The organism is Hymenobacter ruber (genome assembly GCF_054783255.1).
The window spans coordinates 392,304-417,637 of the sequence record NZ_BAAGQX010000002.1 but is presented as its reverse complement, the minus strand read 5'-3'; the positions used below and the strand labels follow the sequence as shown (position 1 = coordinate 417,637).

The 25,334-nt window shown below is 59.6% G+C and carries 27 protein-coding genes; 13 read left to right on the top strand and 14 right to left on the bottom strand.

Annotation, left to right across the window (positions count from 1 at the left end; translation table 11 throughout):
- Position 1: 1 nt before the first annotated feature.
- The 4 genes from ACYVM5_RS02415 to ACYVM5_RS02400 form a co-directional block, all read right to left on the bottom strand.
- Complete coding sequence (locus ACYVM5_RS02415; protein WP_460616586.1) at positions 2–379, bottom strand: DUF7674 family protein; 378 nt, start codon at positions 377–379, stop codon at positions 2–4.
- Positions 380–511: 132 nt separating this feature from the next.
- The gene (locus ACYVM5_RS02410; protein ID WP_460616585.1) at positions 512–1,444 is read right to left on the bottom strand and encodes an epimerase; all 933 of its coding nucleotides are present in this window, start codon (positions 1,442–1,444) and stop codon (positions 512–514) included.
- 94 nt (positions 1,445–1,538) lie between these two features.
- Positions 1,539–2,198, bottom strand: a complete 660-nt coding sequence (gene folE, locus ACYVM5_RS02405; protein WP_460616584.1) for a GTP cyclohydrolase I — start codon at positions 2,196–2,198, stop codon at positions 1,539–1,541.
- On the bottom strand, positions 2,191–2,598 hold the full coding sequence (locus ACYVM5_RS02400) for a 6-pyruvoyl trahydropterin synthase family protein (protein WP_460616583.1): 408 nt from the start codon (positions 2,596–2,598) through the stop codon (positions 2,191–2,193). Before ACYVM5_RS02400 ends, folE begins: the two co-directional genes overlap by 8 nt.
- Before the next feature lie 276 nt (positions 2,599–2,874).
- Here ACYVM5_RS02400 and ACYVM5_RS02395 point away from each other — a divergent pair, with 276 nt between their 5' ends.
- Positions 2,875–3,582, top strand: a complete 708-nt coding sequence (locus ACYVM5_RS02395; RefSeq protein ID WP_460616582.1) for a hypothetical protein — start codon at positions 2,875–2,877, stop codon at positions 3,580–3,582.
- 163 nt (positions 3,583–3,745) lie between these two features.
- Positions 3,746–4,150, top strand: coding sequence for a hypothetical protein (locus tag ACYVM5_RS02390; RefSeq protein WP_460616581.1), 405 nt, complete (start codon positions 3,746–3,748; stop codon positions 4,148–4,150).
- 104 nt (positions 4,151–4,254) lie between these two features.
- Here the strand turns inward: ACYVM5_RS02390 and rplS are convergent, their stop codons facing one another.
- The 9 genes from rplS to ACYVM5_RS02345 form a co-directional block, all read right to left on the bottom strand.
- Positions 4,255–4,638: a 50S ribosomal protein L19 gene (gene rplS / locus ACYVM5_RS02385; RefSeq protein WP_460616580.1), complete on the bottom strand. Its 384-nt coding sequence runs from the start codon at positions 4,636–4,638 to the stop codon at positions 4,255–4,257.
- Positions 4,639–4,807: 169 nt separating this feature from the next.
- The gene (gene trmD / locus ACYVM5_RS02380) at positions 4,808–5,482 is read right to left on the bottom strand and encodes a tRNA (guanine(37)-N(1))-methyltransferase (RefSeq protein ID WP_460616579.1); all 675 of its coding nucleotides are present in this window, start codon (positions 5,480–5,482) and stop codon (positions 4,808–4,810) included.
- Positions 5,483–5,564: 82 nt separating this feature from the next.
- A complete protein-coding gene (gene rimM / locus ACYVM5_RS02375) occupies positions 5,565–6,131 on the bottom strand; it encodes a ribosome maturation factor RimM (protein WP_460616578.1) in 567 nt (188 codons plus the stop codon).
- Between the two features lie 94 nt (positions 6,132–6,225).
- Complete coding sequence (locus tag ACYVM5_RS02370; protein ID WP_198067759.1) at positions 6,226–6,771, bottom strand: 30S ribosomal protein S16; 546 nt, start codon at positions 6,769–6,771, stop codon at positions 6,226–6,228.
- A 130-nt stretch (positions 6,772–6,901) separates the two neighbouring features.
- The gene (locus tag ACYVM5_RS02365; protein WP_460616577.1) at positions 6,902–7,339 is read right to left on the bottom strand and encodes a DUF2846 domain-containing protein; all 438 of its coding nucleotides are present in this window, start codon (positions 7,337–7,339) and stop codon (positions 6,902–6,904) included.
- An 89-nt stretch (positions 7,340–7,428) separates the two neighbouring features.
- Positions 7,429–8,220 carry an acyl-CoA desaturase gene (locus ACYVM5_RS02360; protein WP_460616576.1) on the bottom strand — a complete coding sequence of 264 codons (792 nt, stop codon included), beginning with the start codon at positions 8,218–8,220 and terminating at the stop codon, positions 7,429–7,431.
- 203 nt (positions 8,221–8,423) lie between these two features.
- Positions 8,424–9,134: an RluA family pseudouridine synthase gene (locus tag ACYVM5_RS02355; RefSeq protein WP_460616575.1), complete on the bottom strand. Its 711-nt coding sequence runs from the start codon at positions 9,132–9,134 to the stop codon at positions 8,424–8,426.
- Positions 9,135–9,384: 250 nt separating this feature from the next.
- Positions 9,385–10,200, bottom strand: coding sequence for a 3-methyl-2-oxobutanoate hydroxymethyltransferase (gene panB, locus ACYVM5_RS02350; protein ID WP_198067763.1), 816 nt, complete (start codon positions 10,198–10,200; stop codon positions 9,385–9,387).
- Between the two features lie 144 nt (positions 10,201–10,344).
- Positions 10,345–13,524, bottom strand: a complete 3,180-nt coding sequence (locus ACYVM5_RS02345; protein WP_460616574.1) for an LPS-assembly protein LptD — start codon at positions 13,522–13,524, stop codon at positions 10,345–10,347.
- A 181-nt stretch (positions 13,525–13,705) separates the two neighbouring features.
- Here ACYVM5_RS02345 and ACYVM5_RS02340 point away from each other — a divergent pair, with 181 nt between their 5' ends.
- The 5 genes from ACYVM5_RS02340 to ACYVM5_RS02320 all read left to right on the top strand — a co-directional run bounded on the left by ACYVM5_RS02340 (position 13,706) and on the right by ACYVM5_RS02320 (position 19,775).
- Entirely contained in the window at positions 13,706–14,461 is a 756-nt protein-coding gene (locus ACYVM5_RS02340; protein WP_460617435.1) for an N-acetylmuramoyl-L-alanine amidase family protein, read from the top strand.
- A 117-nt stretch (positions 14,462–14,578) separates the two neighbouring features.
- A complete protein-coding gene (locus tag ACYVM5_RS02335; RefSeq protein ID WP_460616573.1) occupies positions 14,579–15,583 on the top strand; it encodes an MlaD family protein in 1,005 nt (334 codons plus the stop codon).
- A 112-nt stretch (positions 15,584–15,695) separates the two neighbouring features.
- Entirely contained in the window at positions 15,696–17,324 is a 1,629-nt protein-coding gene (locus ACYVM5_RS02330; RefSeq protein WP_460616572.1) for an acyl-CoA carboxylase subunit beta, read from the top strand.
- Positions 17,325–17,347: 23 nt separating this feature from the next.
- Entirely contained in the window at positions 17,348–17,893 is a 546-nt protein-coding gene (locus ACYVM5_RS02325; protein WP_460616571.1) for a hypothetical protein, read from the top strand.
- Between the two features lie 163 nt (positions 17,894–18,056).
- Complete coding sequence (locus ACYVM5_RS02320) at positions 18,057–19,775, top strand: SBBP repeat-containing protein (RefSeq protein WP_460616570.1); 1,719 nt, start codon at positions 18,057–18,059, stop codon at positions 19,773–19,775.
- A gap of 420 nt (positions 19,776–20,195) precedes the next feature.
- On the opposite strand, the gene ACYVM5_RS02315 is transcribed toward ACYVM5_RS02320, so the two are convergent.
- The gene (locus ACYVM5_RS02315; RefSeq protein WP_460616569.1) at positions 20,196–21,437 is read right to left on the bottom strand and encodes a hypothetical protein; all 1,242 of its coding nucleotides are present in this window, start codon (positions 21,435–21,437) and stop codon (positions 20,196–20,198) included.
- A gap of 105 nt (positions 21,438–21,542) precedes the next feature.
- Here ACYVM5_RS02315 and ACYVM5_RS02310 point away from each other — a divergent pair, with 105 nt between their 5' ends.
- The 6 genes from ACYVM5_RS02310 to ACYVM5_RS02285 all read left to right on the top strand — a co-directional run bounded on the left by ACYVM5_RS02310 (position 21,543) and on the right by ACYVM5_RS02285 (position 25,308).
- Complete coding sequence (locus ACYVM5_RS02310; RefSeq protein ID WP_460616568.1) at positions 21,543–21,770, top strand: SHOCT domain-containing protein; 228 nt, start codon at positions 21,543–21,545, stop codon at positions 21,768–21,770.
- Between the two features lie 147 nt (positions 21,771–21,917).
- The gene (locus ACYVM5_RS02305) at positions 21,918–22,775 is read left to right on the top strand and encodes an ABC transporter ATP-binding protein (protein ID WP_460616567.1); all 858 of its coding nucleotides are present in this window, start codon (positions 21,918–21,920) and stop codon (positions 22,773–22,775) included.
- Positions 22,759–23,535, top strand: coding sequence for a hypothetical protein (locus ACYVM5_RS02300; protein ID WP_460616566.1), 777 nt, complete (start codon positions 22,759–22,761; stop codon positions 23,533–23,535). Before ACYVM5_RS02305 ends, ACYVM5_RS02300 begins: the two co-directional genes overlap by 17 nt.
- 12 nt (positions 23,536–23,547) lie before the next feature.
- The gene (locus ACYVM5_RS02295; RefSeq protein WP_460616565.1) at positions 23,548–23,937 is read left to right on the top strand and encodes a GntR family transcriptional regulator; all 390 of its coding nucleotides are present in this window, start codon (positions 23,548–23,550) and stop codon (positions 23,935–23,937) included.
- Complete coding sequence (locus ACYVM5_RS02290; RefSeq protein WP_460616564.1) at positions 23,937–24,653, top strand: hypothetical protein; 717 nt, start codon at positions 23,937–23,939, stop codon at positions 24,651–24,653. Before ACYVM5_RS02295 ends, ACYVM5_RS02290 begins: the two co-directional genes overlap by 1 nt.
- A 13-nt stretch (positions 24,654–24,666) precedes the next feature.
- Positions 24,667–25,308, top strand: a complete 642-nt coding sequence (locus ACYVM5_RS02285; protein WP_460616563.1) for a hypothetical protein — start codon at positions 24,667–24,669, stop codon at positions 25,306–25,308.
- Positions 25,309–25,334 lie beyond the last annotated feature (26 nt).

Below are 25,334 nucleotides of genomic sequence, written 5' to 3'. Positions count from 1 at the left end.
TTTAGCCCTGCAACTCACGCCATATCTGCAGGTACTTAGGTTGCAGAAGCTTGTGAGCAGCTTTTGACTTCTCATCATCCCCATTCATTTCTACGTGTTCCAAAAACGAAACGTAGAGCGCATTTTCCGTCGAGCTATCCACCTTCTCAATGGTGCTTTGGAAAAAACTAAAAAGCCTTTCCAGTGTATCGAACCTTGCCTGTTTGATGAGTTGGTTCGCATACCTCGCCATACAGCCCATTTGCAGGTGAATCAAGCCAGCATAGTCCTCGTCTAGTACATCTGAGGCAAGTTCAGGAAATTGCTCGACCAAGGATTGCAGAAATGCAGCTTGAGAAAGCGGCGGTTTCACGATGATAAAGTTTGGTTTAGAAGCCATAGAGAGGCAAGCTAGCTTTATTTAGGCGATGCATCGGACACCTTACCGGATGCATCAGCCAGCTTGCGGAACCATCGGATGCGTTTCCGGAATCATCAGGCGCCATGCCGGAGCCATCGGCTGGCAACAGCCCTACTCCGCCCCGTACAGCGCCTCCAGCGCCCCGCGCAGCTCCGGATACTCGTAGGTGAAGCCCTGCGCCAGCACCTTCTGGGCGCTCACGTTCTGCGAGGCCAGCACGATTTCACTCATCTCGCCCATGGCCAGCTTCAGACCGAAAGCCGGCACCTTGGGCAGAATCAGCGGCCGGTGTAGCACCTCGGCCAGCACTTCGGTGAAGGCCTGGTTGGTGGCAGGGTAGGGGGCCACCGCATTGTAGGTGCCGTGCCAGGCAGGGTCTTCCAGCATGGCGATGAACAGGCGGCACAAGTCGTCGAGGTGAATCCAGGACATGTATTGCTTGCCGCTGCCCAGCGCCGCGCCCGCGCCCAGCTTCACCGGCCGGGCAATCTGGGGTAAGGCCCCGCCTTCCGTGCTCAATACCACGCCAATGCGCGGAATCACTGTCCGAATACCCAGCGCCGCAATGGGCGCCGCCGCCAGCTCCCATTGGTTCGAGACATCGGCCAGAAAGTCGTTGGTGGGCAGCGCCGGGGGTGTTTCCTCGGTCACCAGCTTGTCGCCCGCATCCCCGTAAATCCCCACCGCCGAGGCCGAAATCACGGCTTGCACGTGGTGGCCGGGCTTGGCCAGCTCGCGGGCCAGCAGGGCCAGGCCGCCCAGCCGGCTGGCCATAATCTCGCGCTTGCGCTCGTCGGTCCACTTGCCATCGGCCACGCTGGCCCCGGCCAGGCTCACGATGTAGTCGGCATACGGAATGGCCGCCTCGTCAATCGTGCCTGCCTGCGGGTCCCACCGGAAGCTGCGGAAGTGGCTGCTCTTGGCCGGCTCGCGGCTCAGCAAGGCCACCTCGTAGCCGCTGTCAATCAGCATTTCGGCCAGGCGCGTGCCAATGAGGCCGGTGCCGCCGGTAATGAGGACTTTGCGAGCGGAAGTATCGGTCATGGCTAGCTATTTCAAACAAAAGTAAAACCGCCCTTCTTCACCGCCGCCACCCCGGCCACTTAGCCCGAATAGCAGCCTATCAAACCCATCTAATCTATTTTCCAATCTGCCGCAGAAACTCCCGCCGCAGTGCTTCGTCCTGAGCAAAACGCCCGCCATATTCGCTGGTCAGCGTCGAGCTGCTGGTGTCGTTCACGCCCCGGCTCATCACGCACAGGTGGTCGGCTTCAATGAGCACGGCCACGTCGTCGGTGCCCAGGCTCTGCTTCAGCTCCTCGGCAATCTGGCGCGTCAGGCGCTCCTGCACCTGCGGCCGGCGGGCGTAGTACTGCACCACGCGGTTGAGCTTGCTCAGCCCCACCACGTGGCTACCCGGCAAATACGCCACGTGCGCCTTCCCAATAATGGGCACAAAATGGTGCTCGCAGCACGAAAACAACGTGATGTCGCGCTCCACCAGCAGCTGGTGATAGTCGTAGCGGTTGTCAAACATGCGCACATCCGGCCGGTTCTTCGGGTCAAGGCCCTTGAACCATTCCTGCACGTACATTTTGGCCACACGGCGCGGCGTGCCGGCCAGGCTGTCGTCGGTCAGGTCGAGGCCCAGTTCACGCATAATGGCCTCAAAATGGCCGCTGATGGCCGTAATCTTGTCCTCATCAGAGCGCACGAAGGCATCATCGCGAAGAGGAGTGCGCAGGCCCGCAGGCAAATGGGCGTCGGTGGCCGGAACCGGTCCGGAAAGGTTATCCATGATATTCCACAAAGTTACGGTCCGTCTCGTAGAGCGTGACCGATAGGGCCAGGGCCGCGTCCAGATGCGGGCGCAGGCGCTGCCAAATTACCACGGCGATGTTTTCGGCCGTGGGGTTCAGATGCCGGAACTCTTCCGTATCCAGGTTCAGGTTGCGGTGGTCGTAGCGGTTAAGCACCTCGTGCTTGATGAGGTCGCTCAGCCGCTTCAGGTCATACACGTAGCCGGTTTCCGGGTCGATTTCGCCGGTCAGCCGCACGGTCAGGTTGTAGTTGTGGCCGTGAAAATGCGGGTTGTTGCACTTGCCAAACACCCGCTGGTTGTGGGCATCGTCCCAGGCAGGATTATGCAAGCGGTGGGCAGCGTTGAAATGCTCGGTGCGGCAAACGGTTATCAGCATAGGCGGCTAGAACCTCAGATTGCGATACTTTGTTGCGTTGCCCGGCCCCGCACTGGTAGTATTCTGAGGTCGGCGGGTGGCAATAATAAACTTTTGTAGAATTTAATGTGGCCCTGATATGAATAAATCAACAAAAACGGCATTATTCTGAAAAAAGTAGGGTCCATCAGAAGTTGCATAGAATAAAGGTCCTAAATTTGAAAAGCCGGACAACGGTACCCCTAGCAACGGCTTTCTGACCGACCATTTTTAATGCTTTCATAAGTTTTTATTCCCATGAAACGAAGCGTACTAGTTCTAATCCTGATATGCCTGGCCACGCTGGGTAGCTATGCCCAGAAATCCCCTGTTGATGAAGCCGATAAATCAATCAACAGCATCCCCCGCAAAGGCCAGCAGGTGAGCATGCAGCTCGATAACCGCCGCGTGGAAGCCGCCTGGCTCAAGCAGTTAGGCGATAAATTCGGCAGCAAGCTGAAGAACAACAAAGGCGTGATTACGCTCGACGGTGTGATTGTCGAAGAAATTGCACCCAACCCGATTCGCGTTATCAGCAAGGTTGACGCTACGCCCACCGGCACCACCGTGTGGTGGAGCATTGACCTCGGCAACGCCTACCTCGGCAAAGAATCGACCCCCGTGCAGTGGAAATCGGCCGAGAAGTACCTGAAGGACTTCGCCCGCATGATGTACCGCGAAGACCTGGTGTCGCAGATTTCGGAAGCCGAGCGCGCCCTGGTTGCCTCGCAAAACAACCACATGGCCGTTATCGAGAAAGCCAACACCATCAAGAAGGACATCGAGAAGAACAAGGCCCGCAAAATTGAAATCCAGCAGATGCTGGCTGCCAACGCCGCCGAGCTTCAGCAGTTCAACAACCTCATCGACACCAACCTGAAAGAGCAGGAAGCTGCCCGTGGCGACATTGTGAACATGCGCGTGGCCCTCGAAGCCGTGAAGGACCGCCTGAATAAAATTGAGTAATGTGTCGGCTGGCGTCGCCTGACCAATATGCTAATCAACAAAAAGCCCTGCCCTCATCGGCAGGGCTTTTTGTTTGCCCATCAGCCAACCCTGTCGGCTCAACTGCGTTGGCAATAAAGGCAGTAGCAACTGCCCTATTAATTCAACCCAAGACAACCCACCCATGGAAAAGACCGAAGTTCAAAACCAGGTACACCTCGATAGCGCCATCCACCTCCTCGCCGGCGACCTCTCCGAAGTTACCGACCGTGCCGGCCTGGACAATCAGCTTCAGCGCTGGATTGAAGATTTGAAAGCTGCCAACAACCCCGCCTTTCACCAGTTGGTAGTCGACCTGCAGGCCCTGAAGGCGCACTTTGGCAGTGGCTCGCTCGACGTTAGTGTGATTGCCCCATTGCTGGCCCGGCTGGGCACCAACACCACCCAGGCCGCCAATTTTGCAGAAGGCAACACTGCCCCGCGCGTAGCCAAGCTCGGCGAAACGCTGTCGGCCGTGGCTTCGCAGCTGAAAGGCGGCTCGGCTACGCCCGATGGCACGGTGCCGCAGGATATGTCGTCGCACGACTAGCGTATCCGTTTAGCGTCAACAGGCGCTATTCAAACCCAAAAAAGCCGGCCCCACGCGTGGGGCCGGCTTTTTATTATTAACAACCCGAAGGTTGTGGCAATGCTTTAAGCTACGGGAGCCTTGGCAATTACGTTCAAGCGACGCTCTTTGATACGAGCCTGCTTGCCCGAGAGGCCACGCAGGTAGAACAGACGGGCGCGACGTACTTTACCGCGACGCACAACCTCGATTTTCTCGATGTTAGGCGACAGCAGGGGGAAGATACGCTCAGTGCCGATTTGGTTCGAAATCTTGCGAACGGTGAAGGTTTCGCCGTTGGAGCTGGGGTTACGACGCTGAAGCACAACGCCCTGGAACTGCTGAATGCGCTCCTTGGCACCCTCGCGGATTTTCACGTGCACGTTAATCGTGTCGCCGGCGGCGAACTGGGGGAAGCTGGCGCGGCGCTCCTGCGATTCGGCCTGGATAAAGTCAAGTAGTACGCTCATGGCTGAGAAAATTGCGAAAGACGGCGCCGCCGTCGGGAATTAGTATTTTATCGAAACGGAGCGCAAAGATAGCGCTTTCCGGTGATGATAGCAAGGGGTTTGTAGAACATGCTTTAGCTTGTTCCCTGATTTGCTGTTAATTCGTGGAAGGAACAAGCTAAAGCATGTTCTACGACAACAAATCGGGCCGGCGCTGCTGGGTACGGGCCAGGGCCTGGTCGTGCCGCCACTCCTCAATTTTGGGAGTATTGCCCGAAAGCAGGATTTCCGGTACGGCCTGCCCGCGCCACTCCGCCGGCCGGGTATAGATAGGCGGGGCCAGCAAGTCGTCCTGAAAAGAATCGGAAAGGGCCGATTCTTCGTTGCCCAGCACGCCCGGCAGCAACCGTACCACGGTATCGACCAGAATGGCCGCGCCGAGCTCGCCGCCGCTCAGCACGTAGTCGCCCACGCTAATTTCATGGGTGATGTACGTCTGGCGGATGCGCTCGTCGATGCCTTTATAGTGGCCACAGAGCATGATGATGTTCTGCATCAGCGAGAGGCGGTTGGCCAGCGGCTGGCGCAGGGTTTCGCCATCGGGCGTGAGGTAGATGATGGCGTCGTAGGTACGCTGGGCCATCAGCTCGTCCATCCACGCGGCGATGGGCTCGACGCGTAGCACCATGCCCGCGCCCCCGCCAAACACGAAATCATCAATCTGACCGTGTTTGTTGATGGCTTTGTCGCGCAGCTGGTGCACATGAATTTCGGCCAGGCCCTTGTCCTGCGCCCGCTTCACGATGGAATGGGCGAAGGGACTGACCAGCAATTCCGGCAGGCAGGTAAGGATGTCGATTCTCATGATGAGGGTAGCGTGGACTTTGTAGTCCTCGAATCGGTCAATTTATTCGGCGTTCAGTCACTCGCGGACTACAAAGTCCGCGCTACTCCGCTTCGTCCTGCTGGCGGGTGCTGGGCTTGAGGTACACGTCGAGCAGGCCGTCGGGCAGGTTCACGTAAATCTCCTTTTTGGCATGGTCGGCGTGGCTGATTAGCTCATCCACTACCGGAATCAGCACTTCCTGGCCCTGATAGCGCATGGCCAGCATGTCCTGCTGGGGCAGCTCGTAGAAATTCTCCACAGTACCCAGCGTGCCCAGGGTTGAATCAACCACCGTGAAGCCGATGACGTCGTGGAAGTAGAACTGGTCTTCTTCCAGCTCGGGCAGGGCGGCCAGGGGGAGGTGCAGCTGGGAGCCGCGCAGGGGCTCGGCTTCTTCAATGCGGTCGATACCGCGCAGCTTGATGAGTACTTTGTTGCCGGACTGGGGCTGCACTTTTTCGATTTGGTGCTCCACCAGCTTGGTGGGGGCACCGGCCAGGGTGAGGTACACCGTTTTGAGCTTGGTGTAGGCCGAAACATCGTCCACGTCGAAGTGCGCTACCAGGTGGCCGCGCAGGCCGTGGGTTTTGATGAGGTAGCCGAGCTGATAGGTTTCGTCGAGCGTCATGACAGGGAAGGGGGATAACGAAAAAGCGTTTGGGGGTTGCCAGCCGGTCCGGCTCACAACTCCCAAACGCTTTCGGTTTTCAGGTACCTAAAAACTACTCGGCAGCAGCTTCGGTAGCTTCTTCGGCCGGAGCCTCGGTAGCCTCGTCAGCAGCCGGAGCGGGGGCGTTAGCAGCCAGCAGCGCAGCGGCTTTCTGACGCTGAGCTTCGGCGCGAGCCTCTTTTACCTTGGTTTCGGCATCGAAAGCAGCTTTCTTGGCGGTAGCCTTGGCATCAACGAGGCCAGTGCGCTTGCCTTCGATTTTGGCGTCTTTCTCCTCTTTCCAGGCGCTGAAACGCTGGTCAGCAACTTCCTGGGTGATGGCACCCTTGTCAACACCCAGCTGCAGGTGACGACGGTAGAGCACGCCGCGGTAGCTGAGCATGGCCCGAACGGTGTCGGTGGGCTGAGCGCCGGTCATCATCCAGTAGAACGCGCGGTCGGCGTCGTAGTTGATGGTAGCGGGGTTGGTTTGGGGGTTGTAGGTGCCGATTTTCTCGATGAAACGGCCATCGCGGGGGGCGCGGGCGTCAGCTACTACGATGTCGTAAGTCGCGGCCTTTTTGCGGCCACGGCGGGCGAGGCGGATTTTAACTGCCATAAACCGGTGGGGTTGTGTGACGGAACTCGTCCGTCGGGTGAGGGTTTCCCGAAATTGGGAGTGCAAAGGTAGCGTTTGTTCAGGGCATTAGCTAACGCAAGTGCGAAAAAACGCGGTGCAACATCGGCCGCTATTTGCTGGTGGTCTGCTGGCAGTTGTCGGGCGTAAGCTTGGCCATGTCGCGCTTGGCGGTGTTTTCGGTTACTTCCGACAGCTCCATGCGTGCCCGGGTGATGCTGGTTTTGATGTCGCCGCGCACGTAGTATTTGTGCCCAGCCTCAACGGTCAGTTCCAGACCGGTTTCCTTTTTGAATACTTCAACCCCACCGTTTTTGGCCATAATGCTCAGTGTGCCGGGCTTTGCCTGGTACTCAATGTACCGCTCGTTGCTCAGTTTGCAGATTTTTTCGCCATTGATGTAGACGGCGTAGTTAGCCAAGGCTCCCATGAACTGGCCGCCCCGGTAGATGCAGACAGTTGCCGTGCCATCGGCGGGAGGAGCCGGGCGAAATGCGGAGGAAAGTGCGGCAAGAAGGATAACCGCTGGAAAGAGAACCAATTTTTTCATAAAAAAGAAAGGGGGGAAAGAAGATGAAGCCGTAAATGAACGACAAATCTTCTTTCCCCCCAATTTGATTTTCCGCTTTGGCAATTCCGCTACGCGGCCACCGCTTCGCGTTTGGGCTTATTGGCCAGCTTGGAAATGGCGCTAAGGTTCATGTTTTTGCGCTTCACCTTGATGATGCCCACTTTATCGAGGCCCCAGATGGCGACGTAGGTGGGGTCGAACTCCCACCACTTCACGCCGAAGTTGACGCGCATGGGCAGCTTGTGGTGGTTGTTCTGGAATAGTTCGCCAAAAGCCAGGAAGTCCAGCGCTAGCGTGTTGCGCGATTTGTCGCGGTTGTCGAAGTTCTGGTAGCCGTATTTGTGGCCGCCCCAGTTCACGATGGCACCGTGGATGGGGCCCATCAGGAAGTGGATGGGGAGCAGCAGGTACTGCCACCAAGCCGTGGCGAAGTTGATATAGAACAGTACATAAGCCGTGCCCCAGCCGAGGCGCGAGTACACGGTGCCGCCAAATTTATCGAGCCAGTTCCACTCCGGAATGTCGCCTTCGAAACGCTCAGCCCCGGCGTGGTTGTGGTTTACCACGTCGTTGTAAATCACCTTGGTCTTCCACATCATATCAAACGCGTTGTTCGAGAAGTGGGGCGAGTGTGGGTCCAGTTCGGTGTCGGAGTAGGCGTGGTGCATGCGGTGCAGCAGCGCGTAGGCCCGGGGCGAGAGGAAGCTGCTACCCTGGCAGAGGTAAGTGAACAGGAAGAAGAACTTCTCCCAGAACTTGTTCATGGTAAACATCTTATGCGCCGCGTAACGGTGCAGGTAGAACGTCTGCGTGAACAGTGACAAATAATAATGGGCAACGAAAAAAATCAGAATAGCCATAAAAAGCTGAAAATAGGGGCGCTGACCGCACAAGCAAAAGGGCTTGGCTTAGGTTCAGCAGCAACGATACAAAATTACGGCCGGGGTGGAGGCAGCAGGATTTTCGGTTCGGAAAGGCCAAAATCTTGCACGTATCCCAGCGAGTGTGCAACTGTCATTCTTCGTCTCTGCTTTAATCGCAGAATGCATAGAATGACAATGGGCTACTTATAAAACTCGCGGGCGGCGTCCCAGTGCGGGGCATCGGGCAGGGGAGCCACAAAGGTCATCAGCTCTTTCGTGACGGGGTGCTGCAACTGCAGCTGGCGGGCGTGCAGGGCAATGCTCACGTCGGGCAGGGGAGCAATGAAACCGTATTTCACGTCGCCAATGATGGGGGTGCCGAGGCCGGTGGCCAGCTGGGTCCTAATCTGGTGCGGGCGGCCGGTCACGGGGTTCACTTGCAGCAGGTAACGGTTGCCGGCCGGGCCCAGCAGCTCGTAGCTCAGCTCGGAGCGCAGGCCCTGGCTGTGCTTTTCGGGATAGGCTTTGGTGACGTTGCGCACGGTGTCCTTCACCAGCCAGTGCACCAGGGTGCCGCTTTCGGGCACGGGCGGCCGGCCGGTGAGGGCCCAGTAGGTTTTGTGAATCTTGTCGTCCCGAAACATCTCGTTCAGGCGGCTCAGCGCCTTGCTGGTTTTGGCCAGAATGACGATGCCTGATACCGGCCGGTCGATGCGGTGGCACACGCCTACGAAGGCCTCGCCGGGCTTCTTGTACTTGAAGCGCAGGTACTCGGCGGCTTTTTTAGAGAGGGGCTCGTCGCCGGTGGCATCGCCCTGCACGAGGATGCCGGCGGGCTTGTTGATGACGAGAAGATGGTTGTCTTCGAACAGAATTTCTCTGCCTTCGGACCAGAGGTTGGGACGATTCACGCGGCGGGAACGGGCGGGATGTTGAGTGTCAGCAGGAGCGGGCCAGGACCCCTCGGGGGCTTCCGCACGTCATCAGACCACACTCACCGGGCGCTCCGCTCTTGCTTTTAGTGCAACGAAGATACGAACCTGGGCGGGAGTACGCGGGTAATGACTGTCATCCTGAATGCAATGAAGGACCCTATCACGGCTGAACGATTTGTTCGGGCGTGAGAAGGTCCTTCATTGCATTCAGGATGATAATCGGTAATTAATATCCCTCCTCCTTGCTTGGGAACTCGCGGCTTTTCACGTCGGCCACGTAGTGCTGCACGGCTTCGGTCATCACATCGTGCAGCTCGGCGTAGCGGCGCAGAAAACGGGGCTTGAACTCCTTGGTAATGCCCAGCAGGTCGTGCACCACCAGCACCTGGCCGTCCACATCGGGGCCGGCCCCGATGCCAATGACGGGAATGGTGAGCTCTTCGGCCACTTGCTTGGCCAGGGCGGCAGGAATTTTTTCCAGCACCAACCCAAAGCAGCCGATTTCCTGGAGCAGGCGGGCATCTTCGAGCAGCTTCTGGGCTTCGGCTTCTTCCTTGGCACGCACGCTGTAGGTGCCGAACTTGTAGATGGACTGCGGCGTGAGGCCGAGGTGACCCATGACCGGGATGCCGGCCGTGAGAATGCGCGTGATGCTGTCCTTAATCTCGGCCCCGCCTTCGAGCTTGATGCCGTGGCCCCCCGATTCCTTCATGATGCGAATGGCCGAGCGCAGCGCTTCGGAGGAGTTGCCCTGGTAGGAGCCGAAGGGCATATCGACCACCACGAAGGCCCGCTTCACGGCGCGCACCACGCTCTGGGCGTGGTATATCATCTGGTCGAGGGTGATGGGCAGGGTGGTTTCGTGGCCGGCCATGACGTTGGAGGCCGAGTCGCCCACGAGCAGCACGTCGACGCCCGCGCCGTCGAGAATCTGGGCCATCGAGTAGTCGTAGGCCGTGAGCATGGATATTTTTTCCCCCCGCTCCTTCATGGCGAGCATCTGGTGGGTGGTGATGAGTTTGACTTCCTTGTGCTGAGACATGGCGGGCAGGCAGGTTTGCGAGATAAAAGGCCGTTTGGCGGGGCAAAGCTGGCAACAATTTCGTTAGCCCGCGCCGGGCGCCCAGCAAAAAGCCCCTGGCCGAAGCGCAGGGGCTGAAAAGGAAATGCGTCAACTGGCTCGGGCCTACTGGTACTGCGCGTAGCGGTTGCGATTCAGCTTGAGGTCCTGGAGCAGGCTGCTCTTGGCTGCGATGGTGAAGTTGTAGCCTTTGAGCTGGCCGAAGGGAATCCAGGTGCCGTTAATCTGCCAGCAGTGCAGGTCGCGGAAGAACGACACGGTGGGAAACGTTACGGCCGCGCTGGTAAAATCATACCCGAAGCCGGTGGTGAAGCGCAGGTTTTCGGTGAGCTTGATGGAACCGTCGGCCCGAATGGTGTTGAGGGCCAGCAGGGGCGGGCGTGTGCTAGCCGACGTGAGGGGCACGGTGCTGGTGGAGTAGCCAGCCGAGTACGATACATTGAGCTCCCACGGAATATCGAAATCGACGTAGTCGGCGTAGTAATTGGGACCCACCGCGCCCAGGCTAGGATTGTTGGCCGGGGCCACGGCGCGGGGCACCGCGCTTTTCTTCTTGCCGCTGGCGGGGTTGAATGTATAGTTGGTCTGAAAAGTGGCTGTGGCCAGGCGCAGCAGCTTGCGTGGGTTGGCCTCAAAGAGGAATTTGTCGAGGGGCCGGCCCTGGCTGTCGCGCTGGTACGCCTCGAAGCTGGCCCCGCTGTTGAGGCTAAGCTTCTTGGCGACCTGGGTACGGAAAATCACGTTCAGCGGCGTGAGTTTCTGGACGCCGGGCAGGGCGGCGAAATTGTAGCCGATGTTGAAATCAAGCCCGTCAATTAGGCTCACTTTCTTGAAGGGGTTAAGGCCGGTGGTGTCTTTGGAGTCGCGCACCTTCATCTCCACCGAGTTTTGCAGGCTGAAGGAAACCTGACTCTGCCGCGAGCCGCCCGGCACCGAGTACAGGAAGTTGCTGTAGTTGTTGAAAGCGTAACTATTAAGGAACGCCGCGTCGGTGGGGTTATTGGCGTATAAGGTCTGGCCGAACTGGTTGGTGTAGCCATTCAATACATTGGCACCCAATGGATACACGTCGGTGTTCTTGTCCAGAGGCGGGGCGTAGGCGTAGTTCAGGCTGGGCGTGGCTTTGTGCCGAATGGCCTGAATTTTATGCGTGCCTTTGCGCACGATGGTGCCGTAGAACGTGGTGTTCAGGCTCAGGGCCGCCGAATAGCCGTAGACGCGGTTGAAGCCGTGCGTGGTGTCGATGCGCACGGCCTGGGCCACGGGGCTATAGCTGTAGTTGAGCTTCTGGGTAAACCATACTTCGCTGTACGACACCGACGGGCTCAGCTTGAGGTGCGGCCCCAGCGAGTAAGACCCCAGCCCGATGCCAAACTGGTGCTGAATGCCGTTGCGGGAGTTGGCCAGCAGCCGGCCGATGTTGGCGAAACTTATCGGGATATTGGTTTCCGTGCTGGTGCCGCCCAGCAGCGGCAGGCCGTTGCTCAGGCTGCGGGCCGGGAGTACGTTGCTCAGCTCGTTGCGGGCCGTGAGGTTGTAGCTGAAGGTGAACTGCTCGTAGGTGCTGGCGCCCAGCTTGCCGCCCGCGCCCGGCTGAATGCCGAACCACTGGTAGGGGTACTGGCGCGCCAGGCCCACGCTGACGTCGGGCAGCACGAAAGTCATTTTGCCGTCGGTGCCCTGGCTCTGGCTCACTTTGATGTCGTAGTTCCAGGGCGAGTTCCGAATCTGCTTCGAGTAGCCGACGCTGGAACTGAACTGCGTGGACAGGTAGCGGCGGGCATCCAGGCTGTTCACCTTGTTGAAGCTGCTGGTGCCGGCGTTCACGCTGGCCGTGAAGCGGCCGCCGCCGGGCTTGGGCACCGGCGTGTGGTTCCAGGTCACCCAAAACGAGTTGGACGACGGCGGCTTGATGTAGACCGGCGTGGTCGTGAGGGCGTCGGTGGCCAGGATGGGGTTGAGCGGCCGGTTCGAGAAGCGGAAGTTGAAATTGCCCTGGTAGGTGTAGCGTTTCAGGTACGAAAAATCGGCAGTAGCTCCGAAGCCGCCCCAGGTCTGGGCGTTGCCGGCGTAGATGTCGCCGGTGAGGCGAATGCCGATGTAGTCGTTTGGGGCGAAGTAGTAGCCGCCGTTGGTGAGGTAGTAGCCCCGGTCGGCGGCCTGCCCGAAGGTGGGAATGAGCACGCCCGAGCCCCGGCTCTTATTTGGCGTCGGGAAGAAGCCAAACAGGAAGCCCAGCGGCGTGGGAATGTCGCCAATGACGAGGTTGAACGGCCCGGTCACCACTTTCTCGCCCGGAATCACCTTCATCTTCTTGGCCTGAATGTAGAAGTGCGGGTGCTCCAGGTTGCAGGTGGTGTAGCGCCCCAGCAGGCCGTTGATGTCGCCGTTGGGCATGCGCTTGATGGTGGAAGCACTCACGTAGCCTTCGCCCTGGGTGGTCACGGCCTCGGTCACCTTGGCCTTTTTGCTCTTGAAATTGTAGGCAATGCTGCCGGCCGTGTACAGGCCGCCCTTGTCCTTGAGCACGGGCCGGCCTTCCAGCTTGTGCTTCAGCGAGTCGAGCCGGCCGTCGGCCTGCATTGTATTAGTGCCGTAGTTGATGGTGATGAGGTAGGCCTTCAGGTCGGTGTCGCCATACGTCACGCTCGACTTATTGTACAGCCGCGCCACCTTTTGCGTCACATCGAACTGAATGGAGTCCTGCGCTTTGTAATTAATGGTCGTTTCAATCTGACCCTTGGGCCGGGCCGCTACTTTCAGCGAGTCGTTGGTGCGGCGCACGCCGTTCACCAGCCCGCTGGTGTCGGTGGGCGAGTTGAGGCCGCTGGGGCGGGCCAGCGTATCGGGCACGGGCTTGCGCGATGCGCCGGGAATGCGGGCCTGGCCGGTGTTGCGCACGCCGGGCGGGGGCGGCCCCACGGGGTCGCGCGGGTCTACGGATATATTACGCACCGGCGGGGTAGGGGCCGAGCCGGCGCGCTGGCCGGGCTTGGCCGCCGGAATGGCTTTGGGGCGGGCCACGGTGGTAGTGTCGCCCTGGCTGGTGGGCGCGGCCAAAATGGCCTTCACCCGCGCCTTACGGGCCTGTACTTTCGCCTTGTGCGCGGTTTTGGGCTTGGGCTGGGCGGGCGTGCCGGTCTGGCCCCAGGCGGTGCCGGGCAGGCCCGTCAGCAGTAAAAAAAGGAGGCCGGACAGGGCAGGGTAGGCCCATAAAAAGCCGGTGCGGCGGCGCGGCGCGGGCCGGAAATCAGCTTCGGAACGAAGGCCAAACCAAACAGGCAAAGTATAGTAGCAGTTAAATCGTTTACTTTTGGGGCTTCTACAAAGGTAGCAGGTCGCTACCGCCCCTTCAACGAACAACGTGCGGATTATTGTCATCCTGGCCAGTGCCGCTTTGCTATTGCTGGGCGCCGGCAGCGGCGAGTGGAAAGCGGAGGCCCAAACCCCGGCCGACTCCGCCCGCATCGCCCCCGATTCAGCGCTCTCAGCCGCTCCTATTAATGTTAATGCGCCCTACCGCTACCGCCTGCGCACGGTGGTGCTCGATGCCGGCCACGGCGGCAAAGACCGGGGCTGCGCCGGAGCCAGCGCCCGCGAAGCCGATGTGGCCCTGAGCCTCATCCTGGCCCTGGGCAAGCAGATTGAGGAAAATATGCCTGACGTGAAGGTGATTTACACGCGCAAAACCAACGTGTTTATCGAGCTCGATGAGCGCGCTGCCATTGCCAACCGCAACCACGCCGACCTGTTCATTTCCATCCACTGCAATGCCGGCCCCAGCCAGAGCCACGGCACCGAAGTGTGGACCATGGGCCTGCACAAAAGCACCGCCAATCTGGGCGTGGCCCAGCGCGAAAACTCGGTAATTCTGCAGGAAAAGGACTACAAAACCCGTTACGACGGTTTCGACCCCCGCTCGCCGCAGTCGCATATTCTATTCTCACTGTTCCAGTCGGCTTACATCACCAACAGCCTGCGCTTTGCCCAGCGCGTAGACCGGCAGCTGCGCACCAGCGTGAGCCGCCCCAGCCGCGGCGTGAAGCAGGCCGGCTTTCTGGTGCTCTGGAAATCCACCATGCCCTCGGTGCTCATCGAATCGGGCTTTCTAACTAATCCGGCCGAAGAGCGTTACCTCAACGATAAAGCCAATCAATCGTATATGGCCGCAGGCATCTACCGCGCCTTCCGCGAATACAAACGCGAGCTGGAGGGCGGGTAGGCAAGCGGGGCACCCGGGCGTTGAGCTGCCCACCCAGCGACCAGCCGTCGCATTTCCGTCGTAAGTATCCGCAGTTCGCTTTCGCCTCCCTTCCGTTCTCATCCAATTATTACCCCTGTGTCTAAAGAAATAAAAGTGGCGCTTCTCGCCATCGTCGCCATTGCCGCTCTTGTTATCGGCTATAATTTCCTGCGTGGCAGCAACGTGCTTTCCTCCGACCATACCTATTACGCTACTTATCCCCGCGTTGATGGCCTGAACGTGGGCGCGATGGTGGCCCTCAACGGCATTAAGGTAGGCCAGGTGAAAAGCATGGAGCTGCAGCCCGACAAAGGCAACTCGGTGCGCGTGGCGCTGGAGCTGGACAAGGGCGTGGTGGTGGGCGACTCCACCACGGCCAGCCTGGGCGGCTCGCTGCTGGGCTCGAAAGCCATTACCCTCACCCTCGGCAAAAACTCGAAGAACTACACCGGCGGCGAAGAAATCCGGACCGTCACGCCTTCCAGCATTGCCGATGCCTTTCAGGCCAAGGCCCTGCCTGTGCTCGATACCGTGGGCGCCACACTGGCCCACATCAATGGCTTTCTGAACAAGGATGCCCAGACCAATATCCAGGGCACGTTGCAAGGCGCGCGCGCCAGCACCGAGGCCCTGCAAAAGCTCATCATTGCCAACCAGGCCAACGTGGCGCTCATCACCCGCAACCTGGCCCAGATGAGCACCGCCCTGAACAAGACCACCGGCAAGCTCGATAAGATTGCGGTGAATTTCTCACAGCTCTCCGACTCGCTGAAGGCCGCGCCCGTAGGCCCCGCCCTGCGCCGCCTCAATTCGACCCTGGCCGATGCTCAAACCACGGTGCAAAGCCTAAATACTGCTCTCAGCGACCAGAAAGGCTCGATGGGCAAGCTGTTGCACGACTCCACGCTCTACAACAACCTGGCCGCCACCACGGCCAGCTCCAACGAATTGCTCACCGACCTCAAGGCCAACCCCAAGCGCTACGTGCACTTCTCGGTGTTCGGCGGTGGCAAGGATAAGAGCAAGGTAGAAACCAAGAAGGAGGCCGACGGCAGCATTAAAACGGAAGTGAAGAAAGTGGAAACCTCGTCGCTGAAGTAACAAAGCTGTTAGTTGATAACCGGCCCAACATTCAAACCCGCCGTACCTTTGAAATCCGCCCCCGGGCGGATTTTTTTGTGCCCATCCCACCAAATTCCCACCCGCTTTCCTTATGAACGTCGAGTTCAACCGCAACGAAGACCAAGTCAAGCAACTCAGCTTCAACCTCAGCCAGAAGTTTCAAAAAGTAGCCCTCGGCGGCGGCGAAAAGCGCATCGCGGCCCACAAAGCCAAAGGCAAGCTTACCGCCCGCGAGCGAATTGATTACCTGTTGGATAAGGGCGCAGCGCAGGTGGAAATCGGCGCTTTTGCCGGCGAAGGGATGTACAAGGAAGAAGGCGGCTGCCCCGGCGGCGGTGTGGTCGTAGTCATCGGCTACGTGGCGGGGCGGCAGTGTGTGGTAGTGGCCAACGATGCCACCGTGAAAGCCGGCGCGTGGTTCCCCATCACCGCCAAAAAGAACCTGCGCGCCCAGGAAATCAGCATCGAAAACAAGCTGCCGATTATTTACCTCGTCGATTCGGCCGGGGTGTACCTGCCCATGCAGGACGAGATTTTCCCCGATAAGGAGCATTTCGGCCGCATCTTCCGTAACAACGCGGTGATGAGCAGCATGGGCATCGTGCAAATTTCGGCCATTATGGGCCCCTGCGTGGCCGGTGGGGCCTACCTACCCATTATGTCCGACGAAGCCATGATTGTGAACGGCACGGGCTCGGTGTTTCTGGCCGGCTCGTACCTGGTGAAATCCGCCATTGGCGAAACCATTGATAACGAGGCGCTGGGCGGCGCGAGCATGCACTCCGAAATCTCGGGCGTGACGGACTACAAGTTCGACACCGATGAGGAATGCCTGACCCACATTCGCAACATCTTCGATAAGATGGGCGGGCAGGCGTCGGCCGGTTTCAGCCGCAGCACGCCGGCCAAACCGGCGCAGGATGAGCAGGAAATCTACGGCCTGCTGCCCTCGGACCGCGTGAAGCCCTATGATATGATGGACATCATCAACCGGCTGGTCGACAACTCGGAGTTTGAACCCTACAAAGACCTGTATGGCCAGACGCTCATCTGCGGCTTGGCGCGCATCGATGGCTGGGCCGTGGGCATTGTGGCCAACCAGCGCAAAATCGTGAAGAGCAAGAAAACCGGCATGCAGATGGGCGGCGTCATCTACTCCGACTCGGCCGACAAGGCGGCGCGCTTCATCATGAATTGCAACCAGAAGCGCATCCCGCTGGTGTTTCTGCACGACGTGTCGGGCTTCATGGTGGGCAGCCAATCGGAGCAGGGCGGCATCATCAAGGACGGCGCCAAGATGGTGAATGCCATGAGCAACTCGGTGGTGCCCAAGTTCACGGTCATAGTGGGCAACAGCTACGGGGCCGGCAACTACGCCATGTGCGGCAAGGCCTACGACCCGCGCCTCATCGTGGCCTGGCCCACCGCCCAACTGGCCGTAATGAGCGGCGCGGCCGCCGCTAACACCCTCCTGCAAATTCAGGTGGCCTCCCTCAAAGCCAAAGGGGAAGTCATCACCCCCGAAGCCGAAAAGGAGCTGCTCGACCGCATCAAGGCCCGTTACGAAGAGCAACTATCGCCCTATTATGCCGCAGCCCGCCTCTGGGTCGATGCCGTGATTGACCCGCTGGAAACGCGGAAAGTTATTTCCGAAGGCATTGCCGCCGCCAACCACGCGCCGATTGATAAGGCTTACAACGTGGGGGTGATTCAGGTGTGAGGGATGACTAAAACGAAATTCCTATGAAATCTACAGCGGCAAGTAAACTCCTGTTAGTGTTCGGTATACTTGTTTCATTTGCCTGTAACTGTAAATGGTTTGAGACGAATGCCCAGTTGGAAGAACTGTATAATGAATCAGACTTAGTCTTGGTGGGTCAGCCAATAAAAAGTATCAATCCTCAGAAAAGGCACCCCAATGCCAAGTATTTAGGCTTCGACATCCTTTTGAAAGTTACGAGTGTAGAAAAAGGGGAAGTGAAGGTCGATACAGTTCTTATCCTACAAGATAATAGCAACTGTGCTAGAGCATTTATGCCGAAAGAAAATGTTATTGTGTTTGGGACGAAAATCAAAAACGTACAAGCACGGAATGTGCTGGATGATAACGCTGATTTAGGCTATAACGATAAGGACAGCAGTTACTACTATCCTGCCAATGACCTTTCGTATAGCTTATACAAAGGGATGTACGCCAGGTATACCACTGTGACAACGAGTCAGTGCATTTCATTTGCAACTCGTGAAAAGCTGGTAGCTGATTTTGTTCACGCTAAAAAAAGGCGATAAATTAAGATTTTAGGAATATCGTAGGCCATCAACCCGCCGCGCCTTCTATGACTTTAGAGAAACATAGTTTCTAACTTGCCACAGGCCTCCTGGTGAGAAGCAAGCGGTTCGCAATGACAGGGCGTTGTACCTTGCTTATTGCGAACCGCTTTCCTTTTCCATGATGATACATTCTTTACCCACACCGGGCAGGCACCGATGGCTGGCCGGCAGTTGGCTGGCTCTGATTTTTCTGGTGGCCAGCGCGGGGCACGCGGTAGGCCAAAACACGCAATCCTGGGACTGGGCCCGGCGCATTGGCGGCACCCCGGCCACACAAACCCAAAGCTTTGGCGTGGTTGCCGATGCCAATGGCAATTCGTACGTGACGGGCTCGTTTCAGGGAACGGCCCAATTTGGCTCCTTCACCCTGACAAGTCCCGCTCAAACCAACCAGCCCTACGTGGCCAAACTAAATGCCAGCGGCACCTACCAGTGGGTAACCACTGTGAGCAGCTGGGGGCGCGGGGCGGGGCAAGCCCTGGCGCTGGATGCCGCCGGCAATGTTTACGTAACCGGCAATTTCGATGGGCCGCTGACCTTTGGCCCGACCACCCTCCAAGCGAGTAACAGCAGCAACGATGTGTTCGTCGCCAAACTCAGCCCGGGGGGCGCGTGGCTGTGGGCGGCGGGCGGCGGCGGCTACAGCCTCGATGTGGGCCGCGCCATTGCCGTGAACGCAAGCGGCCTGGTGTTCGTGGCCGGCCAGATTCGCGACCAGGCCACGTTTGGCAACACCCCTGCGGTGCAGGCCACGCTGGGCTTTGCCGACATTTTCGTGGCCGCGCTCGATGCCGCCACCGGAACCTGGCAATGGAGCCGCTGCGCGGCGGGCAACCCCGCCACCACGGCCGCCAATAGTTACGGCTGGTCGCTGGGCCTGGACGCGGCCGGGGCCCTCTACCTGACGGGTAGCTTCACGGGGCCGGCCTCCTTTGGCAGCACCACGCTCACGGCAACGGGCACGTCCAATGATATTTTTGTGGCTAAGCTGAGCGCGGCCGGCGCGTGGTTGTGGGCCCGGCAGGCGGGCGGCAACGGCACCGATGAGTGCCGCGCGCTAGCCGTCGATGGTGCCGGCAACGTCTACCTGACCGGTTGGTATTCGGGGCCGGCTACGTTTGGCAGCACCACGCTCACGGGCAGCGCACGGGGCTACGTTGCGAAGCTGGATGCGGCGGGCAACTGGCTATGGGCCAATCCAATGGCTAGCACAAGTGGGAATAGTGTGTTCAGCAAAGGCATTGCCCTCGACGCCACCGGTCAGAAGGTGTTCATCATGGGCAATTTTTCGGGTACGCTCGGCCTCGGCACGTTGTCCAGAACAGCGGTTGGGCCTTTTGACCAGTACGTTGCTGGCCTGGATGCTGCCGGCAACTGGCAGTGGATGCAGCAAGCCAGCAGCTCCAACCGGCTCGTGATGAATGCCCTCGCGGCCGACCCTGCGGGTGTTCTCTACACGGTAGGATACGCTTTGGGCGATGCCACCTTCGGCCAGAGCACGCTCCTGCACCCCAACCCACCCGCCGAGCAGCCATACGTGGCCCGGCTGGCCACCAATGTGGTCACAGCGGTTGCGGCAGCTACCCCAAGCCGGGTAGCCACGTGGCCCTGCCCGGTCGAACCAACCCAACCCGTTCATGTGCGGTGGAATGTCGGCCAACACCCCACGGCCTTGGTCCTGCGCGATGCGCTGGGACGGGAGGTATACCGACAGCATCTTCAGCACCTGGGCAGCGAGGAAATGACTTTTCCGGCGCCCTCAATTCCGGGTTGGTACCAGTGCCAGCTGTTGTTGCCGGAAGCACAGCCAGCGGTTAGCCGGGTGCTGGTTCAACCATAACGGCTGGCCGGCTTATAAAGCGCTAACAGAGCACCGGCCAAGCCACCGAAGTTGAAAGTGTTGATTATCAATAAATCGGTGTCGAACGTCTTCTCAGCATCCACCCCGGCGAAATCCTACAGGAGGAATTTCTTAAGTGAATTCAACATCACGGCCTCCCGCTTGGCGCAGGACCTGCGCATTCCCCAAACCCGCGTGGCGGCTATTCTGAAAGGCAAGCACCGCATCTCGGCCGGTATGGCTCTGCGGCCGGGGGCTACTTCGGCAACTCTCCTACGTTTTGGTTGGGCTTACAGAATGACTACGACTTGGAAGAGGAACTGGTCGACCACGTAGCAGACTTAGGAGTAGTTCACCCTTTAAAAGAAGCCGCCTAAACAGCGGCTTTTTTTGCGCCAAATTCGCGTCAGTTGGGCTACTTCAAACTATCCCCTCAGCTATCCGTTCAAAAAACGGCATGCCGTACAGTGCGGCAAATTCCCTGATGTGGCTGCGCAGCCGGGTTTCTTCGGCCGCATCGGTGCCGACGGCGAAGTGCAACTCGACCAGCCAAATGTGCACCTGGAAATAGTCGAGCAGCCAGCTATTGGTTTCCAGGTTGAAAAGCGTATGCAAGTGCGGGGCCCGGGCGCTGATGAGCCCGGTGCGCAACTCGGCCACGGCCTGGAAGGCGCGCATGAGCTGGTCGAACACGTTGGTTTCCAGCCGGGCCAGTTCGGGGAACTCGCTGTTGGTAAAGCTCATCCAGTCAAGCAGCGCCGGAAACTGTCCCGTGAGGAATAGCCCCTCGGCCACAAAAAAGTGGTAGCCGGCCGGAAATAAGTTGTAGAAGGCCGGCAGCGGTGCCTGAGGCACCTGCGTGCGCGGCACTGTGGCGGCCTCCTGCCGGATGTTAGCTAGTAGGTCAGCCGGCACCACGTGGTCGGGGGCGTCGTACCAGGCCGTCACTATTTCGGCAAATGCCCGCCGGCCCTGGGGGAAGGCGTGCACTTCGGGCGTCGTGGGCAGGGCCCGCACCACGGCCAGCCGCCGGCGCCAGGCCGGCTCGTCCTCGGCCAGAAATTCGGCCAGAAACAGCGCTGCATTGCCAAATAGCTGGGCCTCGGGCGTGTGCTTGTGTTGCAGATACGTGGTCAGCACTTCGCCAAACGCGCCGGTGAGGTGGGCCAGGTCCACGAACGATTCCACGTAGAATTCCTGGCCCGCCGGGTGCGTGGCCAGTTGCAGCGCGAGCGGAGCGGCCGCGCCCCCGGGCTGCGACGGCCGCGTGATGCGCCCCAGGAAATAGCCCAGCAGCAGGCGTTCGGGGTAAGCCAACTGCTCCATGGCCAGCAGCTCCGGAATGTCGGTGGCCGCGTTTGGGGCGGTGGTTTCCTGCATCGCCAGCCCCGACACCGATTGGCCAAAGGCGGCAAAGTCGGCGTGGCCCGCGTAGCGCGCCAGGGTGTCGAGGGTGTGCAGGTGGTAGCCGCCCTCCTTGTCGACCAGCCCGAAGAACCGCCGCAGGGTGCTGGGGCTCAGGCGGCGGCCAGCAGTAGCAGCGTTTTGCTGCAGCTCCAGCTCAAGGGCATCGCAGTGGCTGGGGTAGCGCAACGGCTGGCCGAAGCGGGCCGCAACGGCCTCGCGCAGGGCAGCCTGAATGGGTAGGGGGAGGCGCGGCACAGCAATAAAGTTAGCAAGGATATTCGAAGAAAAAGAATTTTTTGGCCTTTGCATCTATTAGGGTAACGGTTGGATATTTAAAGTTCAGCCATATAGCTATAAATCATGGAAAAAAAGTATTGCCAACACGGCCATCTGGTGCTCGGCGATACCTGTAGCCAATGCGCCCAGAGCATGGCCCCGGCCGCCGAGGCGGCGGCAACCCCCGCCGGCACTTCCACGCCCAACCACACGCTGGTTGAACTGCGGCACCTGAAAAGCCTGCTGCAAAAAGGCATCATTACGGAAGCGCAGTATGATGAGCGGCGCAATAATATCCTGGCCAACTTTTAGTTGAGCAACATTTTTCGATAAAAAAAGCCGATTCCTTAACAGGAATGGGCTTTTTTTATTGGGTCGAAAATAAAATTTGCTGGATTGAGTTTTCGCACTTTATGTTTGCAGTGTACTAGAACAATAATACACTAGACAAGCACGCCAATGGTCCGCATCCGCAACCTCCGCTTTGGGTACTCCCGCAAACACCCGCTCTTCCAACACCTCGACCTGACGCTGGAGCGCGGGCACATTTACGGCCTGCTGGGCAAGAACGGCGCGGGCAAGTCCACGCTGCTCAAGAACATGGTGGGGCTGGTGTTTCCGGACGGCGGCACCTGCGAGGTGCTGGGGCAGCCGGCGGCGCGGCGGCTGCCGGCCGTGCTGGCCGACCTGTTTTTTCTGCCCGAGGAAATTTATGTGCCGACCGTGACGGCCGCCAAATTCGTGGAGCAAACGGCCGGTTTCTACCCCAAATTCGACCACGAGGCGCTGGCGCACTACCTCAGCGAGTTTGAAGTGCCGGCCCAGGCGGCGCTCACGGCGCTGAGCTTCGGGCAGCAGAAGAAGTTTATGATTGCCTTTGCGCTGGCCGCCAACACCAGCCTGCTGGTGATGGACGAGCCCACCAACGGGCTGGACATTCCGAGCAAGGCGCAGTTCCGCAAAATTGTGGCTTCGGCCCTCACCGAGGAGCGCTGCCTGATAATCTCGACCCACCAAGTGCGCGATTTGGAGAGCCTGATTGATACGGTGGTGGTGCTGCACGGCCAGCGCATCGTGCTCAATACCGACCTCGGTGAACTGGCCGAGCGGCTGACGTTTGCCACGGTGCGGGAGACGAGCGGTGCCGACCTCTACGCCGAAGAATCGGTGCGGGGGGCGCAGGTCATTCGGCCCAACCACGGCGGGGTGCCGGGCCGCATCGATTTGGAAATACTATTTAATGCGCTGGTGGGCGAGGCCCCGGCGCTGGCTTCTTACTTATCTCAAAAGCAACCCATTCATGAGCCAGCTCTTTAGTTTTTCGCGCTTCGGGCGCTTGTTTAGTAAGCACACCACGGAGCAGGCGGGCGGCTATCTGCTGGCCACGGGGGTGCTGCTGGGCGGCATTGGGCTGGTGCTGGGGTTCGTGGCCGTTTCGTCGAGCCAGCCGGTGAGTCCGGATATGCAGGGCGTCATTTTTGTGATGGGGCTGCTGGCGGCCGGGTCCATTTTCTCCAGCACGGTTTTCTCGCTTTACGGCAGCCGGAAGCAGGCCACGGCGGCGCTGATGCTGCCGGCCTCGCACTGGGAGAAGTTCCTGGTGGGCTGGCTCTATTCGGTGCCGCTGTTCATTGCGGTGTACGTGGGCTGCTTCTACCTGCTTGATGCGCTGGTGGTGAACCTGGAGGACTGGCACGGCAGAACGCCGGAGATGGTGCGGCTGTTTTCGAACGAGAGCAAGCTGTACTGGTCGCTGGTGGGCTACGCGGTGGTGAATGCGGTGTTTTTGTGGGGAAGCATTTTCTTCCAGAAGCAGCAGTTTGTCCGCACGGCATTCAGCCTGCTGCTGGGCGGGGTGCTGGTGTCGCTGGCCAACATGCAGGTGGTGCAAGGCCTGGCCGGGCGCAAACTGGACGGGGTGCTGCCCTTCGCGGGCATGGGCTTTCGGGATGGGCAGGAGTGGTATTCGGTGAACCTGGAGCCGACGCAGAACAGCTGGTTTCTGCTGGTGCCGGTGGGCGTGATGCTGCTGGCCTGGGCCGCGGCCTACCTGCGGGTAGCGGAGAAGCAGATTTAAGGGAGGAGAATCATGGAATTCAAAGACAACGAGGCCATTTACCTGCAGATAGCCGGGTACGTGAGCGAACTGATACTGCGCGGCAAGTGGCCGCCGGATAGCAAGATTCCGTCGGTGCGCGAGCTTGCCGGCGACTTGCAGGTGAACCCCAACACGGTGATGCGCACCTACGAGCTGCTGCAAAGCCAGGAGGTGCTGTACAACAAGCGCGGCATCGGCTTTTTTGTGGCCCCGGCCGCGGTGCAGCAGGTGCAGGCCGCCCGCCGCGAACGGTTTCTGAACCAGGAATTGCCGGAAGTTTTCGGCACCATGCTGCTGCTCGGCATCGGCCTGCCCGAGGTACAGCGCCGCTACGAGGAATTCAAAAGTGCCCAGTCCCAACCCATCACCGTCCCTTCCTGATGAAAACCAGCAATAAGCTTTTAGTGGCTGCCGTGGCCCTGGTGCTCGGCTCCCTGGCTACCTACGATGCCGCCCTGCGCGCGGAGTACCGCACCGGCCACTACAAAGACCCGCTGCACAACTTCACCCAGCAAGCCAGCACCGGCTTCGATGCTGTGGAGGTGCCGGCGGGCCTGTACTTCCGGGTGAAAGTTGAAGCCGGCCCGGCCGGCGTGTGGGTGAATAAGGAGGCCACCGAATACGTGCGCATCCGCCAGCACGGCCGCACGCTGGCCGTGACGCTCACCGACCCTAAGGAAGAGCATTTCCTGGGCGGCCAGCCGCATGTGATTATTCACTGCCCGCAGCTGCAACAGCTGACCACGGACGCGCCGTACCCGGCGGCCCAGCGCAAAGACCACCAAAACAGCCCCGGCGGGGAGGTGGTGGTACGCAATTTCAACCAGGACAGCCTGCGCGTGAACCAGCGCTGGGCCGGCACCGTGACGCTGGAAAGCAATAACCTGCGCCAGCTCCGCGCGGTGGCCGGGGCGGCGGGCAGTGCGTCGACCCTGGAAGTAGCCGGTAACAACAACATCCAGGCGGCCGATTTGGCCATCAATCACCAAAGCCGGCTGGCCCTGAAAACGCGGATTCCACAGCTGCGCTACCAGTTTTCGGACAGTGCCACGGTCACCTTTGGCGGCGCGGCGGCCCAGGGGCTGGGACAGAAATAAGTTGCCCGTGGCCATGACCCGCCAAACCCTGAAACACTCGCTGCTGCTGCAGCTAGCCGTTATCTACACCCGGTACCTGGTGGGCGGCGCGTTCGTGTTTGCCAGTCTGATTAAAATCAAGGGGCACCGCTTCACCCAGATTTCGGATACGGCGGAGGCGCACAGCGTCGGCCACTTTTTCGAGATGATGTACCAATCGGGGCTGTACTGGCAGTTTATTGGCTGGGCGCAGCTGCTGGCGGGGCTGCTGCTGCTCACGCAGCGCTTTGCCCTGCTGGGGGCACTGGCCTACATGAGCATCATGGCCAATATTTTCGTCATCACCGTGTCCTACGACTTTCGGGGCACGCCCATCATCACCGGGCTTATGCTGCTGGCGGGCCTGCTGCTGTTGGCCTGGGACTGGAACCGCCTGCGCGTGGTCCTGAACCTGCCGGCTGTGCCCGAAACCACGTCGCCACTGTTCGAGAGCCGGCTGTGGGAAGTGGTGGGGGCGGGGCTGTTCATCTTCACGGCCGGCTACCGGGCTTTTACCGATGGCTATAATATGCTGCTGTGGCTGGGCGTGTGCATGCTACCGGGGGCGGCGGGGCTGGTGGTGGCGTGGCGGCGGCGCTACTTCGCGGTTGGGCAGCTGGACGGGAGCGCCGGGTAATTAAAACGGCTTGCCTCCCGGCCGGC